Below are 15507 nucleotides of genomic sequence, written 5' to 3'. Positions count from 1 at the left end.
TCCCGCCTGTCGGCGGGGACCGTAGCGGCGGGCGCCGGACAGGAAAAGGGCCTGCCGGACCGTGGCGCCGCTCAGCCCTCTGCGGCCCGGCCCGCCGCGCGGCGCCGACGCGGCGCGGGCGCCGTTCCATCCGGCGCCGAGTCGGCCGCGGCGGAAACCTCGGGGGACTTCTTCGCCTTTCTTGTCTTGGCAGTGGACTTGCCCGCACCCTTGGCGGCCGGGCGCCTGGCTGCGGCCTTGCGGCCCTTGGGCTTCGCGGCCTGCCGGGCTTCCAGAAGCGTGACCGCCTCGGCCAGTGTCAGGGAGTCGGGGTCCGCCTCGCGGGGCAGGCTCGCGTTGATTCCGTTCCAGGCGACATACGGGCCGTAGCGTCCCGGCATCAGCGCCACCGGGCCGCCCTGCGGATGCTCACCCAAGGTGCGGAGCGGCTCGGCCCGGGTCCGGCCGCGACCGCCGCCGGCGGCCTTCTGGGCCAGAAGCTCCACGGCGCGGTTCATGCCCACCTCCCAGACCTCGTCCACATCCGGCAGGTTCGCGTAGCGCGAGCCGTGGCGGATGAAGGGGCCGAAGCGACCAATCCCCGCCTCGACCGGGGCGCCATCCTCGGGGTGGGAGCCCACGAGGCGGGGCAGCGACAGCAGGCGCAGCGCCTTGTCGAGCGTCATCTCCTCGGGCCGCCAGCCCTTGGGCAGGGAGGCGCGGGGAGGCTTGGGCGCCTCGGCCGTGGCCTCGCCGCGCTGGACGTAAGGTCCGAAGCGGCCGTCGCGCAGATGGATGGGCGTGCCGTCGGCATCGTGCCCGAGCAGGCGGTCGCCCGGCGGAGCGGTCCCCTCCTCGGGCGGCGGGCCGAAGGGGCGGGTGTAGCGGCATTCGGGATAGCGCGAGCAGCCGATGAAGGCACCGCCCGTGCGCGCCGTCCGCATCGACAGCCGCCCCGCGCCGCAGGAGGGGCAGCGGCGCGGGTCGCCCCCGTCGGCGCGCGGCGGGTAGAGGTGGGGCGCCAGGACCTCGTCGATCTTCTCGAGCACGTCCCCTATGCGCAGGTCCGCCGTCTCGGCCAGTGCGGCGGAGAAGTCGCGCCAGAACGCCTCGAGCACCGCGCGGTAATCGGCCTCCCCGGCGCTGATTCCGTCGAGCTGGTCCTCGAGACCGGCCGTGAAGCCGTATTCGACATAGCGCGGGAAGTAGGTGGCGAGGAACGCCGTCACGAGTCGCCCCTTGTCCTGCGGATGGAGGCGCCCCCCTTCCTTGCGGACATAGTCGCGCTCCTGGATCGTGGTCACGATCGAGGCGTAGGTGGAGGGGCGGCCGATCCCCAGCTCCTCCATCCGCTTGACGAGCGTGGCCTCCGTGTAGCGGGGGGGCGGCTGGGTGAAGTGGCGCGCGCCCAGCACGGCGCCGTTCGCGTCGAGGATGGCGCCCGCGCCGTCCTCGCCGCACGCCTTCGCATGGGCGTCACGCAGGGCATCCTCGGCGAAGGACAGGCGCTCGCCCGCGACGATCTGGGGCAGGATGGTGCCGTCCTCGCCCTCCTCGTCGTCGCGCCCCTCGACATAGACGCGCAGGAAGCCGTCAAAGAGGATGCGCTGGCCCGTGGCGCGCAGGCCCACTTCTCCGTCCTCGGAGCGGATCTCGGCCACGGTGCGCTCGAGGCGGGTGGCCTCCATCTGGCTGGCGATCGTGCGCTTCCAGATCAGCTCGTAGAGGCGGCGGCCGTCCGCGTCCGACAGGCGCGCCGCCTCGGGGGTGCGGGCGAGGTCGGTGGGGCGGATGCATTCGTGCGCCTCCTGGGCGTTCTTCGCCTTGTTCTTGTACATCCGCGGGGCTGCCGGGACATAGTCGGCGCCGTAGAGCTGGCGGATCGTGTCGCGGGCGGCATGGACGGCCTCGGGGGCCATGTCGATGCCATCCGTGCGCATGTAGGTGATGAGCCCCGCCTCGTAGAGGCGCTGGGCCGCGCTCATGGTTTGCTTGGCACCCATGCCGAACTTGCGGCTCGCCTCCTGCTGGAGGGTGGAGGTCATGAAGGGGGGCGCGGGGTTGCGCGTGGCGGGGCTCGCCTCGACCGATTCGACGCGGAGCGGGCGCGAGGCCACGGCATGGACCGCGATCTCGGCCGCGGCACGTTCGGAGAGGGTGAACTTGTCCAGCTTGCGGCCGCCAAGAAGCGTGAGGCGCGCGTCGAAATCCCTGCCCCGGGGCGTGCGCAGGCGGGCGGTCACGTCCCAGTACTCGCGGGCGCGGAACGCCTCGATCTCCATCTCGCGGTCCACGATCAGGCGCAGGCAGACGGACTGGACGCGCCCCGCCGAGCGGGCGCCGGGCAGCTTGCGCCAGAGGACGGGCGACAGGTTGAAGCCCACGAGATAGTCGAGGGCGCGGCGGGCGAGATAGGCCTCGACCAGCGCGGAATCGACCTGGCGGGGATGGGCCATCGCCTCGGCCACGGCCTTCCTGGTGATCGCGTTGAAGGTGACGCGGCTCACCGTCGTGTCCTTGCGGATCGCCCGGCGCTCGCGCAGCGCCTCGGTCAGGTGCCAGGAGATCGCCTCGCCCTCGCGGTCGGGGTCGGTGGCAAGGATCAGGGTGCCGTCGGTCTTGAGCGCGTCGGCGATGGCCTTGAGGTGCTTCTTCGAGTCGGCCGCCACCTCCCACTGCATCGCGAAGCCGGCTTCGGGGTCCACGGAGCCGTCCCTGGCGGGCAGGTCGCGGACATGGCCGTAGCTCGCCAGAACCGTGTAGCCGGGGCCGAGATAGCCGTTGATGGTCTTGGCCTTGGCCGGCGATTCGACGACGACGACAGGCATCGGGGGCCTCCGGCTCTGGTGCAGGGGCGGGGTATGTGGGCCGTTCCGGGGCCTTGTCAATCCGGAGCCGGGCCGGCTCAGCTGCCGAGCGCCAGGAGGCCGCCGGGCTGGCGCTGCACCGCCCCGTCGAGTTCGAGCTCCGCCAGGACCGGGGCGAGGGCCTGCGGCGTCAGGCCCAGATCGCGGATGAGCTGATCCTCCGCCAGCGGGGCGGGGCTCAGCCGCTCCAGCACCCTCTCGCGCAGGGGCGCCGCGGCTGCGGGGCCGGAAGCCGCGCTCCGCTCCCTTTGCGGGACCGCGGGTGCGGGAGGGCTGGCGGGACGCGGGGCGGGTGCCGGAGCGGCGGCGGCCTGCGGGCCCAGCGCTTCGAGGATGTCGGCGGCCGAGCGCACGAGCGTCGCACCGTCCCGGATCAGGGCGTTGCAGCCTGCCGCACGCGGGTCCATCGGGTGGCCGGGCACGGCCAGCACCTCCCGCCCGGCTTCGGCGGCTTGTCGCGCGGTGATGAGCGTGCCCGAGCGGTCCGCCGCCTCCACCACCACGACGCCGAGCGACAGGCCCGCGACGATGCGGTTGCGCGCCGGGAAGTGGCGCGCGCCGGGCACGAGGCCCACGGGGTTCTCGCTCAGCCGCAGGCCGTGGGCGGCGATCTCGGCCGCGAGGCCGGCATTCTCGGGCGGATAGACGTGGTCCACGCCGCCCGCCATGACCGCGATCGTCCCCGTGGGCAGGGCCGCGCGGTGGGCGGCCGCGTCCACCCCGCGCGCCAGGCCCGAGACGACGACAAAGCCCGCCCCGCCCAGTTCGGCCGCGAGGTGGCGCGCCATGCGCAGCCCCAGCGAGGAGGCGTTGCGCGCGCCCACCACCGCGAGCGCGGGTCTGGCGAGTAGGCCCGTGTCCCCCAGCGCCCAGAGAAGCGGCGGGGCGTCCGGCAGCGTCGAGAGGGCCGCCGGCCAGTCGGGGTCGTCCCGCACGAGAAGCCGCGCCCCGCAGGCGAGGCCCGCGCGATACTCGGCCGCGGCGACGCCTTCGGGGCAGGGGGCATAATCCCTGACCCCCGCGGCGCGGGCGATGGCGGGCAGGGCGCGCAGCGCCTCGCGCGCGGTGCCGTGTTCGCGCAGGAGGCGAAAGAAGGTCGCCACCCCCACCCGGCGCGAGCGCAGCAGCCGCAGCCGGTCGAGCCGGTCGTCCTCAGCCCCCGGCAGGGGTGTCGCAGCCGTCATGCCGCCCCTGTCCCCCGTGATGTCCGCCCCGCGCGAATCTCCTTCTAGCAGGCAAAGGTTAACAAACCCTGAATCGCCGGGCGGGGCGGAGGACAGGCGGTCAGGTGGCCGCGGGCTCGCGCAGGAAGGCGGCCGAGTCGTAGGTCGTCTCGAAGCGGGTGACGCGGCTGCCGTCGTGTTCGGCCAGGCTCATGCCGCGATAGGCGATGGGTCGGCCGTCGCTCAGACGCCCCTCGGAGCGCCAGGCGAGGACCAGGACGCCGTCGCCGTCCACCTTGTGCGAGAACTCGGAGCGGACCGTCTCGAACTGGTCGAGATAGGTGCGCCAGAAGCGGTCCGCCGCGCCCTCGCCCTCCTCGGTGATGGCGAGGTTGGACAGCGCGGCCCCCTCGGCGAAGAGGGCGACGAGGGGGGCGGGGTCGCGGTCGCGCTCGGCCTGCTGGAGGGCCTGGGCGAATCGGTCTGCCATGCCGGGCATGAGGGGGCTCCGTGGGAATGCTCCTGCCCGGTCCAAGGCCCGGCGGGGGCGGGCGGTTCCCGCCTCAGGGGGGCGGCGCCTCGTCGCGCTCGGGCTCGATCCGGCCCGTGGCGCCCAGCCGGTCGGCCAGAAGATAGCAGCCCAGCGCCCAGGCCGCCCCGAGCGCCCAGCCCGCGAGCACGTCCGAGGGCCAGTGGACGCCCAGATAGACGCGCGAGACGCCGACCGCGAGAACGACGAGGATGGCGAGCGAGAGATAGAGCGCCTTCATGCTGCGCAGCGGGTCCGTGCGCGCCATCATGGCCGCGAGCAGAAGCCAGACGGCCGTGGCCATGGTGGTGTGGCCGGACGGAAAGGAGGCAAAGAGCGCGTCCGTGCCGTGCGGCACGAGATCGGGGCGGGCGCGGTCGAACAGGGCCTTGATGGAGGAGGAGAGCGCCTGGGCCCCGGCCACGGCGAGCACGAACAGCCCCGCCGAGCGCGGCTGTCCGCGCAGGACCAGCGCCAGCGTCACGGCCGCGACCGTCCCGAACAGGATCAGCGCGCCGCCGAGCGCCGTGATGTCGCGCACGACCGTCTCGACCACCGGGCCGCCCCAGGGCCGCGCGGGGTCGAGCGGGTCGCGCAGGGCCAGAAGCAGCCGTTCGTCCCAGGCGTGGCCGGTGCCGTCCCACACCTCCTCGGCCACCTCCCAGAAGGTCCAGGCGAGGGCGAGGACGGCGAGAAGGGGCAGCAGCGTGCGCGTCTCGACGCGGAAGGGGAGGCGAGGCATGGGCGCTCCGGGCTTGGTCGGCTGGCGAACGCGCCGGGCCGGCGGCCGTTCCCTGTCTCAGACGGCCGCCCCTCCGACGGTGAGGCCCCCGATCAGCAGCGAGGGCTGGCCCACGCCCACGGGCACCCACTGGCCGGCCTTGCCGCAATTGCCGATGCCGGGGTCGAGCGCGAGGTCGCGGCCCACGGCGCGGATGCCCTTGAGCGCGGTTGCCCCGTCGCCGATCAGGGTGGCGCCCTTGACAGGCTCCATCACGCGGCCGTCGCGGACGCGGTAGGCCTCGGTGCAGGAGAACACGAACTTGCCCGAGGTGATGTCCACCTGCCCGCCGCCGAACCCCACGGCCCAGAGGCCGTCCTTCAGCTCGCGCACCATCGCTTCGGGATCGGCCTCGCCGGCGAGCATGTAGGTGTTGGTCATGCGCGGCATGGGGATGTGGGCGAAGCTCTCGCGCCGGCCGTTGCCGGTGGGGGCCACGCCCATCAGGCGGGCGTTCTGGCGGTCCTGCATGTAGCCCACGAGGATGCCGTCCTCGATGAGCACGGTGCGCCCCGAGGGCGTGCCCTCGTCGTCCACGGTGAGGGAGCCGCGCCGGCCGGGCAGCGTGCCGTCGTCGAGCACGGTCACGCCGGGCGCGGCGATGCGGGTTCCCATGAGCCCGGCGAAGGCCGAGGTGCCCTTGCGGTTGAAGTCGCCCTCGAGCCCGTGGCCGATCGCCTCGTGCAGCAGGATGCCGGGCCAGCCGGGGCCGAGGACCACGTCCATCACCCCGGCGGGGGCGGGGCGCGCCTCGAGGTTGACGAGGGCGATGCGCAGGGCCTCGCGCAGGGAGGCCTCCCAGGTGTCGCGGGACAGGAGGCGCGAAAGGTCGTGCCGGCCGCCGAGCCCGTAATGCCCGCTCTCGCGGCGGCCGTCCTGCTCGACGATCACGGAGACATGCAGGCGCGCCATGGGGCGGGTGTCGGCGACAAGGCCGCCCTCGGGTCGCAGGATCGCCACTTCCTGGTGGGAGGCCGCGAGCGAGGCCGTGACCTGGACCACGCGCGGGTCCATCGCGCGCGCCGTGGCGTCGATCTCGCGCAGCGTCTCGACCTTCAGGGCGAAGGCCGCGTCCTCGAGCGGGTCCTCCTCGCCGTAGAGGCGGCGGTTGGTGCCGGGGGGCGGGGGCGCGAGCGTGCCGCCGCCCGCGCCGATGGCGAGGCGGGCGGTGGCCACCGCGCGGGCGAGAGCGGGCTCGGAGATGTCGGTGGAATGGGCATAGGCGGCCGTCTCGCCGCGCACCGCACGCAGTCCGAAGCCCTCGGAGGCGTCGAAGCTCGCCGTCCTGAGGCGGCCATCGTCGAAGCCCAGCACCTCGGACCGGCGCCGTTCGAGAAAGAGTTCGCCGTCGTCGGCGCCATGGGTGGCCTCGCGCAGGTGGCGCAGGGCGGCGTCGCGGTCGAGCGAGTCCTCGAAGGGGCGGAAAGGGGCAGGCATGGGCGTCTCCCGTTGGGGCGGGCCCCCCTGGTGCACAGGGTCGCAGGGGCAAGGCCGCGGCTTGTGGCGCTTCCAGAGATATGGGATGACACGAGCGGCCGACAGGGGCGCAACGCTCCTGCCGCCTCCGTTCCGTTGCCGCACGAGGAGCCTCCATGAGCGCCTTCCCCGCCCTCCGTTCCGCAGCCGCCCTCGGGCTCGCCCTGATGCTGGGCGCGGCCGCCTGGGGGCAGGAGGCGACGGTGCCGGCCGATCCCGGACCTGCCTTCATCCAGACCGCCCCGGAGCCGGCCGTCGAGACGGCGCCCGCGCCGGGCCAGGGCGACGGCACCGCCAACCAGCCCGCGGCGCCGGAGCCGCCGGGCGGCGCCGGAGACCTGACCGGCAACACGGCCGACGAGCCGGCGCCCCAGGCCGCCCCGGAGGCTCCGCCGGACGCGCCCCTTCCGGCCGAAGTGCTGCCCATCATCGGCCAGCCCGTCGCCGGCGGCATCAACCTGCACCCCGCGGCCAGCAGCATCGCCCATGACACCTTCTGGCTGGACACGCTGCTCCTGTGGATCATCTCCGGCATCACGCTGGTGGTGATGGTCCTGATCCTGTGGGTCATCGTGCGCTACAACGCGCGCCGCAACCCGGTGCCCGCGCGGTTTACCCACAACTCGCCGCTCGAGGTGACGTGGACGGTGATCCCGATCGTGATCCTGGTCTTCATCGGCGCCTTCTCGCTGCCGGTGCTGTTCACGCAGCAGGAGATCCCCGAGGGGGACGTGCACATCACCGTCACGGGCTACCAGTGGTTCTGGAACTACCAGTACCCGGACGAGGGGATCGAGTTCGACAGCTACATGATCGGCTACAACATGGGCAACCTCAACGAGGAGATCAGCGCCGAACTCGCCGCCGCGGGCTATTCCGACGAGCACTGGAAGCTCGCTACCGACACGGCGGTGGTGGTGCCGCGGGGGGCCAACGTGGTGATGGCCGTCACGGGGGGCGACGTGATCCATTCCTGGACGATCCCTGCCTTCGGCGTGAAGCAGGACGCCGTGCCCGGCCGGATGGCGCATCTGTGGTTCAACGCCGACACCGAGGGCGTGTTCTTCGGCCAGTGCTCGGAGCTCTGCGGCAAGGACCATGCCTTCATGCCGATCACCGTCCGGGTGGTCAGCCCCGAGGCCTATCAGGCCTGGCTGGCCGAGATGCGCGGCGACGCGCCGGCAGCCTGACCGTCCGGGCCGCGCCCTCCCGCGGGGGCGCGGCGACCTGCCGCGGCGCCGGAGCGGGACTCCCGGCGCCGTCCGGTTTATCTGGGAAGCCACGATGAGCGACGCCACCCTGAACCCCTCCGTTCCCGCCGGCCCGAACCGCGACGTGCCGCTGGCCGAGGCGGGCTTCGGCGATTACGTGGCCCTGCTCAAGCCGCGGGTGATGTCCCTGGTCGTGTTCACGGCGCTGGCCGGGATCGTGGCCGCGCCGGGCCCGCTTCATCCCTTTATCGGCTTCGTGGCGCTCCTCTGCATCGCCGTCGGCGCCGGGGCCTCGGGCGCGCTCAACATGTGGTGGGACGCCGACATCGACCGGCTGATGCGCCGCACCCGCAGCCGCCCCGTCCCTGCGGGTCGCGTGGAGGCGGGCGAGGCGCTGGCCCTGGGGCTGGCGCTGGCGGGGTTCGCCGTGATGATGCTGGGGCTGGCGGCCAACTGGGCGGCGGCGGGGCTTCTGGCCTTCACGATCTTCTTCTATGCCGTCGTCTACACGATGTGGCTCAAGCGGCGCACGCCGCAGAACATCGTCATCGGCGGGCTGGCGGGGGCACTGCCGCCGCTGGTGGGCTGGGTCGCGGTCACGGGGTCGGTGGCCTGGGCGCCGCTTCTGATGGTGCTGCTGATCTTTCTCTGGACGCCGCCGCATTTCTGGGCGCTCGCGCTGTTCGTGCGGGGCGATTACGGGCGCGCCCGCGTGCCGATGATGACGGAGGTGCGCGGCGACCGCGCCACGCGCGACCAGATCCTGCTCTATGCGCTGCTCCTGATCCCGGCCTCGGGCGCGCTGGCCCTGTCGGCGGCGGGCGGGCCTGTCGTGCTTGCCGCGAGCGTCGGGCTGACGGCCCTGTTCGCCGTGGCGGCCTGGAGGGTCTGGCGGCGCGACGCCGCCCGGTCGGAGGCCGACGGCTGGGCGGCCGAGCGGCGGCTCTTCCGTCTGTCGCTCGTCTATCTGTTCGGACATTTCGCGGCGGTGATGGCCGAGGCCGTTCTCGGCACCGGCTGGTCTGCCTGGGGAGGCGCATGATGGCGATCCGGGTCGAACACGAACTGCATGCCCGCCGGCGCGGACGCAATCTGGGCCTTCTGGCCGTCCTTGTCGCCTTTGTGGTTCTCGTCTTTTTCCTCACGGTGGTGAAGGTGCGGAGCCTCGATGACCCCAGGGCGTTCCAGGGCTTCGATCACACCGTTCGGCCCGCCATGATCCCGCAGGACGGAGGCTCGTGATGGATCGCAATCTGCGTACCGCCCTCTATGCCGGGGGGCTGGTGGTGACGATGGGGGGGCTGAGCTTCGCCGCCGTGCCCTTCTACGACTGGTTCTGCCGCGTGACCGGCTTCGGCGGCACCACGGCCGTCTCGGACGGTTCGAACGCCGTTCCCACGGACCAGTGGGTGACGGTGCGCTTCGTCGCCGCGACCGAGCGCGGGATGCCCTGGACCTTCCGTCCGGTGGAGACCTCCATGCGCGTGCGGGTGGGCGAGTCGGCCCTCGCCTTCTACGAGGCGTCCAACCCCACGGACGTGCCCGTGGCCGGTCAGGCGAGCTACAACGTCATGCCCTATGCCGCCGGCGGCTACTTCGCCAAGGTGGAGTGCTTCTGCTTCACCGAGCAGGTGCTGCAACCGGGCGAGACGGTGCAGATGCCGGTCAGCTTCTATGTGGACCCGGCCATCCTGCAGGACCCGGACGGCCGCTTCGTGCGCGAGATCACGCTGGGCTACACCTTCTACCAGATGCCGCTGCCGCCCGAGGAGGAGACGCATGCCGCCCTCGCCGGAGCGGTGCAGGGGCTTTGACACTTCTCCCGGACGCCTCCATAGATCGACGCCGCAACCGGACAGGAACATCGCCGATGGCCCAGACCAAGAATCACGACTACCACGTCCTGCCGCCGTCGATCTGGCCCTTCATCGCGGCCGTGGGCGCCTTCGTGATGCTGTTCGGGGCGACGCTGTGGATGCACGGCTCGGGGCCGTGGCTGTTCCTGATGGGCCTCGTGGCGGTGCTCTATGTCATGTACGGCTGGTGGGCCGACGTCGTGGCCGAGAGCCGGGTGGGCGACCACACCCCGGTGGTCCGCATCGGCCTGCGCTACGGCTTCATCCTGTTCATCATCTCCGAGGTGATGTTCTTTGCGGCCTGGTTCTGGTCGTTCTTCAAGCACGCCCTCTACCCGATGCATCCCGACGGGCTGAGCCCGGCCGTGGACGGCGTCTGGCCGCCCGAGGGGATCGTGACCTTCGATCCCTGGCACCTGCCGCTGATCAACACGCTGATCCTGCTCTGCTCGGGGGCGGCGGCGACCTGGGCGCACCACGCGCTGGTGCACGAGAACAACCGCAAGGATCTCAAGACCGGACTGTGGCTGGCCATCATCCTGGGGATCGTCTTCACCGGCTTCCAGATCTACGAATACACGCATGCCCAGTTCGGCTTCGCCGGCAACATCTACGGCGCCAACTTCTTCATGGCGACGGGCTTTCACGGCGCGCACGTGATCATCGGGACGATCTTTCTGGCCGTCTGCCTGCTGCGCGTCTATCGCGGCCATTTCACGCCGGAGCGGCATGTGGGCTTCGAGGCGGCGGCCTGGTACTGGCACTTCGTGGACGTGGTCTGGCTGTTCCTGTTCTTCTCGATCTACGTCTGGGGCTCCTGAGCGCGTCAGCGGCGACGCCCGTGCGGCGGCTGCTGTTTCCCGTCCTGCTGGGGCTCGTGGGCGTCGCGATCCTCGCCTCGCTGGGGGTCTGGCAGCTGCGCCGTCTCGAGGCCAAGGAGGCGCTGATCGCCGCGATCGAGGCGCGCATCGCCGCCGCCCCGGTGGCGATCCCCCCCGCGCCGGACCCGCTCGCCGACCGCTTTCTGCCCGTCGCGGTGGAGGGTGCGCTGCCGGGGCAGGAAGCGCCCGTGCTGACCACCCTGGGGGGACGGGGGCCCGGCTACCGCATCGTCGCCGTCCTGGAGAGCGCCGAGGGCCGGCGCGTGCTCGTCGATCTGGGCTTCGTGCCCGAGGCGGACCGCGACCGGACCCGACGGGCCGAGCGCGTCCGGGTCGTCGGCAACCTCGCCTGGCCGGACGAGACCGACCGCTTCACCCCGCGCCCAGACCCCGAGGCGAACACCTGGTTCGCGCGCGACGTGACGGCGATGGCGGCCGCGCTCGGGACCGAACCGGTTCTGGTCGTCGCGCGTTCCGTCGAGCCCCCCCTGGGACCGGTGCCTGTGCCGCTCGACGCGTCCGGGGTGCGCAACGACCATCTGGGCTATGCCGTGACCTGGTTCGGGCTGGCCGCGGTCTGGGCCGTGATGAGTGGGGCGCTCGCGCTCCGGACGTGGCGGAGGACGACATGAAGCTGCCCCTCTGGCTGATCGATGCCTTTGCCGAGCGGCCCTTCAGCGGCAACCCCGCCGGCGTCGTGCTGCTCGAGGAGCCGATTCCCGATACCCTGATGCAGGACATCGCCACCGAACTGGGGCAGGCCGAGACCGCGATCTCGCTGCCCCGGTCGGACGGAAGCTGGGAGTTGCGCTGGTTCGCCCCGCTGCGCGAGGTGGCGTTCTGCGGCCACGCCACCCTGGCCGCCGCCCATGCGATCGCCACCGAGCGCAACGGGGCGGGCACGATCACCTTCCGCACCCGCTTCGTCGGCGACCTGCGGGTGCGCAGAGAGGAACGCGGCCGCTATGTCCTAGACCTGCCGCGCGTCGATCCCGGCCCGGCCGATCTGGAGGCGCTGCGCACGCTGGTGCCCGAGGCGGCGGAGGCCTTTGCCACGTTCGAGAACGTCTTTGCGGTCCTGCCCTCGGAACGGGCGGTGCGCGACTTCGCCCCCGATTTCGCGGCCATCGAGGAGGCGCTGGGCGGCATGGGCCTGACCGTCACGGCGCGCGGCGCGGAGGCCGACATGGTGTCGCGCTACTTCGCCCCCGCGGCAGGAATCCCCGAGGATCAGGTGACGGGCTCGATCCATGCCACGCTGGCCCCCTTCTGGGCCGCGCGGCTGGGGCGCACGCGTCTCGTGGCCGAGCAGGCCTCGCGCCGGGGGGGGCGCATCCTGTGCGACGTGGCGGGCGAGCGGGTGCTGCTGACGGGCGGGGCCGTCACGGTGCTGCGCGGCGAGATCGTCCTGCCGGACTAGGGGAGGCACAGCGATGCGGTATGTCTCGACCCGCGGGGAGGCGCCCGCGCTTTCCTTCGAGGAGGCGATGATGACGGGCCTCGCGCCCGACGGGGGCCTTTACCTGCCCGAATCGGTCCCGGTCATGCCCGAGACCGAGATCGCCGCGCTGGCCGGCCTGTCCTTCGAGGAGACGGCGTTCCGCGTCATGCGTCCCTTCGTGGGCGACTGGCCCGAGGAGGAGTTCCGCGCCCTGGTGGCCGAGGCATGGGGGAGCTTCGGCCACATCGCGCGCGCGCCGCTCCGCCAGATCGGTCCCTCGCACTGGCTGCTGGAGCTGTTCCACGGCCCGACGCTCGCGTTCAAGGACGTGGCGATGCAGCTGATCGGGCGGCTCATGCGCGCCTCGCTCGCGCGCAGGGGGGGGCGCGTGGCGATCCTGGGGGCGACCTCGGGGGATACCGGCTCGGCGGCGATCGAGGCGTTCCGGGGCGTGCCGGGCGTGGACGTGTTCATCCTCTTTCCCGAGGGGCGCGTCTCGGAGGTGCAGCGGCGGCAGATGACGACCCCCGCCGAGCCCAACGTCCACGCGCTCGCGCTCGAGGGGACGTTCGACGATTGCCAGAGGCTGCTCAAGGATGCCTTTGCCGACCGCGCCTTTGCCGAGGGCGTGGGGCTGGCCGGCGTCAACTCGATCAACTGGGCGCGGGTGCTGGCGCAGGTCGTCTATTACGTGACCGCGGCCGTGGCGCTGGGGGCGCCGGGACGGGCGGTCTCCTTTGTCGTGCCCACCGGCAATTTCGGCGACGTCTATGCCGGACACATCGCGCGGCGGATGGGTCTGCCGGTCGAGCGGCTGGTGGTGGCCACCAACCAGAACGACATCCTGCACCGCACCCTGCAATCGGGCGAGAGCCGCAAGGCCGGGGTGCGCCCCTCGATCAGCCCGTCCATGGACATCGAGGTGTCGTCTAATTTCGAGCGGGCGCTGTTCGAGGCCTATGGCGGCGATGCGGGGGCGGTGCGCGCCGACATGGCGGCCTTGCGCGCGGAGGGCGGCTTCCGGGTGGGGCAGGGCGCCTGGGGGCGGCTGCGCGACTGGTTCGCCTCGGGCCGCGCCTCGGAGGAGGAGACGGCGGAGGCGATCCGCCGCGCCTGGCGCGAGACGGGGGAGCTGGTCTGTCCGCACACGGCCGTGGCGCTGCACGTGGCGCGCGACGTCGTGGGGGCGACGCCGCTGGTCACGCTGGCCACCGCCCATCCGGCCAAGTTCCCCGACGCGGTGGAGGCCGCCACGGGCCTGCGCCCGGCCCTTCCCCCGCGGCTGGCGGACCTGTATGACCGGCCGGAACGGGTGACGCGGGTGCGCGACGACCTTGGCGCTCTGCAGGCGCTGATCCGCGACCGCCTGCGCGCCGCCCGCGCCGCCTGAACGCCGCCACGACCGATCCGGGAGACCGATCCGCCCATGAATGTCCGCCTTCACACCCTGTCCAACGGCCTGCGCGTCGTCACGGAGACGATGCCGGGCCTGCGCTCGGCCGCCGTGGGCGTCTGGGTCGCGGCCGGGGGGCGGCACGAGCGGCCCGAGGAGAACGGCATCGCCCATTTCCTCGAGCACATGGCCTTCAAGGGGACCCGGCGGCGCACCGCGCTCGAGATCGCGGAGGCGATCGAGGACGTGGGCGGCTACATCAACGCCTATACCTCGCGCGAGATGACGGCCTATTACGCGCGCGTCCTGGGCGAGGACGTGGACCTGGCTGTGGATGTGATCGCCGACATCCTGCTCGAGCCGCTCTTTGCGCCCGAGGAGATCGAGGTCGAACGCGGCGTGATCCTGCAGGAGATCGGGCAGGCGCTGGATACGCCCGACGACATCGTGTTCGACTGGCTGCAGGAGGCGGCCTATCCCGATCAGGCGATGGGGCGGCCGATCCTGGGCGACGCGCCCCATGTGGAGGCCTTCGGCGAGGGGGACCTGCGCCGCTTCGTGGGGGCGCATTACGGGCCGGGTCAGATGATCCTGGCGGCCGCGGGCGCGGTGGACCACGAGGCGCTGTGCAGGGCCGCCGAGCGGCATTTCGGCCATCTCTCGCCCGTTCTGACCCCCTGCCGTCCCGAGCCCGCGCGCTGGCGCGGCGGCGAGCGGCGCGAGGTCAAGCCGCTCGAGCAGGTTCATGTCGCGCTCGCTCTCGAGGGGCCGCCCTACCGCGACCCGTCCATCCATGCCGCGCAGGTCTGGGCCACGGCGCTGGGCGGGGGCATGTCGTCGCGCCTGTTCCAGGAGATCCGCGAGAACCGGGGCCTGTGCTACACGATCTTTGCGCAGGGCGGCGCCTACGAGGATACGGGCCTGACCACGATCTATGCCGGCACCTCGGCCGAGGATGCGCCCGAACTGCTGCGCCTGACTGCGCATGAGCTGCGCCGGGCGGCCGACGACCTGACCGCGGCCGAGATCGCCCGCGCGCGGGCGCAGATGAAGGCGGGGCTGCTCATGGGCCTCGAGAGCCCGTCCAACCGGGCCGAGCGGCTGGCGCGGATGCTCCAGATCTGGGGCCGCGTGCCCGCCGTGGAGGAGCAGATCGCCTGGATCGAGGACGTCACGACCGACGCGGTGCGCGGCTTCGCCGCGCGCATGGCCGGGGGCACGGGGATGGCGCTGGCGCTGTGCGGGCCGGCAGAAGGTCTGCCGGGCCTCGACGCGGTGCGGGAGAGGCTGGCGGCGTGATGCTCTGGCGCCGGCGCGAGCTGCGCCTCGAGACCGAGCGGCTCGTGCTGCGCCCGCCGGTGCACGGGGACTGGCGCGCCTGGGCGGCGCTGCGCGAGGCCTCGGCCGCCTTTCTCCAGCCGTGGGAGCCGACCTGGGCGCCCGATCACCTGACGCGGCGGGCCTTCACCGCGCGGGTGTACTGGGCGCAGCGATCGGTGGCGCAGGGCACCGCGCTGCCCCTGTTCCTGCTGCGGCGCGAGGACGGGGCGCTCCTGGGGGCGATCACGCTGGACAACATCCGCCGCGGGCCGGCCCAGTCCGCCACCACCGGCTACTGGATCGGCGAGCCCTATGCGCGACAGGGCTACATGCGCGAGGCCGTGGAGGCGGTGGTGCGCCATGCCTTCGGCCCCCTCGACCTCAGCCGGATCGAGGCGGGCTGCCTGCCGGAGAACACCGCCTCGCGCCGGCTGCTCGAGCGGACGGGCTACAAGTACGAGGGCGTGGCGCAGGCCTATCTCCAGATCAACGGGCGCTGGCGCAACCACGTCCTCTACGCCAATCTGCGCCACGACCGCCGGGGGCGCACGGAGGCGGGTTGAGACCTGCTCGCGCGATCGTCAGGAGCGTCGCGGGCCCGGGCGGCTAG

General features: G+C 72.7%; 15 protein-coding genes. 10 read left to right on the top strand and 5 right to left on the bottom strand.

What is annotated here, in order from left to right:
- Positions 1-71: 71 nt before the first annotated feature.
- The 5 genes from topA to GT358_RS02100 form a co-directional block, all read right to left on the bottom strand.
- Positions 72-2807 (bottom strand): type I DNA topoisomerase, encoded by a 2736-nt coding sequence (topA, locus tag GT358_RS02120; protein WP_166580903.1) that lies wholly within the window; start codon positions 2805-2807, stop codon positions 72-74.
- 77 nt (positions 2808-2884) lie between these two features.
- Entirely contained in the window at positions 2885-4030 is a 1146-nt protein-coding gene (dprA, locus tag GT358_RS02115; RefSeq protein ID WP_166580902.1) for a DNA-processing protein DprA, read from the bottom strand.
- Positions 4031-4130: 100 nt separating this feature from the next.
- Positions 4131-4508, bottom strand: a complete 378-nt coding sequence (locus GT358_RS02110) for a nuclear transport factor 2 family protein (RefSeq protein ID WP_166580901.1) — start codon at positions 4506-4508, stop codon at positions 4131-4133.
- Positions 4509-4572: 64 nt separating this feature from the next.
- Positions 4573-5280, bottom strand: coding sequence for a phosphatase PAP2 family protein (locus GT358_RS02105; protein WP_166580900.1), 708 nt, complete (start codon positions 5278-5280; stop codon positions 4573-4575).
- Positions 5281-5337: 57 nt separating this feature from the next.
- Complete coding sequence (locus tag GT358_RS02100) at positions 5338-6756, bottom strand: TldD/PmbA family protein (RefSeq protein ID WP_166580899.1); 1419 nt, start codon at positions 6754-6756, stop codon at positions 5338-5340.
- Between the two features lie 455 nt (positions 6757-7211).
- On the opposite strand from GT358_RS02100, the gene coxB reads away from it, so the two are divergent.
- From coxB to GT358_RS02050, 10 genes are all read left to right on the top strand, one after another.
- On the top strand, positions 7212-7985 hold the full coding sequence (coxB, locus tag GT358_RS02095) for a cytochrome c oxidase subunit II (protein WP_371416204.1): 774 nt from the start codon (positions 7212-7214) through the stop codon (positions 7983-7985).
- A gap of 94 nt (positions 7986-8079) precedes the next feature.
- Positions 8080-9048 carry a heme o synthase gene (locus GT358_RS02090; RefSeq protein WP_166580898.1) on the top strand — a complete coding sequence of 323 codons (969 nt, stop codon included), beginning with the start codon at positions 8080-8082 and terminating at the stop codon, positions 9046-9048.
- A complete protein-coding gene (locus GT358_RS02085) occupies positions 9045-9248 on the top strand; it encodes a hypothetical protein (RefSeq protein ID WP_371416194.1) in 204 nt (67 codons plus the stop codon). The genes GT358_RS02090 and GT358_RS02085 overlap by 4 nt, the downstream gene beginning before the upstream one ends.
- Complete coding sequence (locus tag GT358_RS02080; RefSeq protein ID WP_166580897.1) at positions 9248-9820, top strand: cytochrome c oxidase assembly protein; 573 nt, start codon at positions 9248-9250, stop codon at positions 9818-9820. The genes GT358_RS02085 and GT358_RS02080 overlap by 1 nt, the downstream gene beginning before the upstream one ends.
- 56 nt (positions 9821-9876) lie before the next feature.
- Entirely contained in the window at positions 9877-10683 is an 807-nt protein-coding gene (locus GT358_RS02075) for a cytochrome c oxidase subunit 3 (RefSeq protein WP_166580896.1), read from the top strand.
- Between the two features lie 20 nt (positions 10684-10703).
- Positions 10704-11375: an SURF1 family protein gene (locus GT358_RS02070; protein ID WP_166580895.1), complete on the top strand. Its 672-nt coding sequence runs from the start codon at positions 10704-10706 to the stop codon at positions 11373-11375.
- Entirely contained in the window at positions 11372-12163 is a 792-nt protein-coding gene (locus tag GT358_RS02065; RefSeq protein WP_166580894.1) for a PhzF family phenazine biosynthesis protein, read from the top strand. The genes GT358_RS02070 and GT358_RS02065 overlap by 4 nt, the downstream gene beginning before the upstream one ends.
- A gap of 13 nt (positions 12164-12176) precedes the next feature.
- Positions 12177-13574: a threonine synthase gene (gene thrC / locus GT358_RS02060; RefSeq protein WP_166580893.1), complete on the top strand. Its 1398-nt coding sequence runs from the start codon at positions 12177-12179 to the stop codon at positions 13572-13574.
- A 36-nt stretch (positions 13575-13610) separates the two neighbouring features.
- Positions 13611-14876, top strand: a complete 1266-nt coding sequence (locus tag GT358_RS02055) for a pitrilysin family protein (protein WP_166580892.1) — start codon at positions 13611-13613, stop codon at positions 14874-14876.
- On the top strand, positions 14876-15460 hold the full coding sequence (locus GT358_RS02050; RefSeq protein WP_166581073.1) for a GNAT family N-acetyltransferase: 585 nt from the start codon (positions 14876-14878) through the stop codon (positions 15458-15460). Before GT358_RS02055 ends, GT358_RS02050 begins: the two co-directional genes overlap by 1 nt.
- Positions 15461-15507: the final 47 nt, after the last annotated feature.

The organism is Rubellimicrobium sp. CFH 75288 (assembly GCF_009904055.1).
Lineage (GTDB): Bacteria > Pseudomonadota > Alphaproteobacteria > Rhodobacterales > Rhodobacteraceae > Rubellimicrobium.
This window is presented reverse-complemented; position numbering and strand designations above follow the sequence as displayed.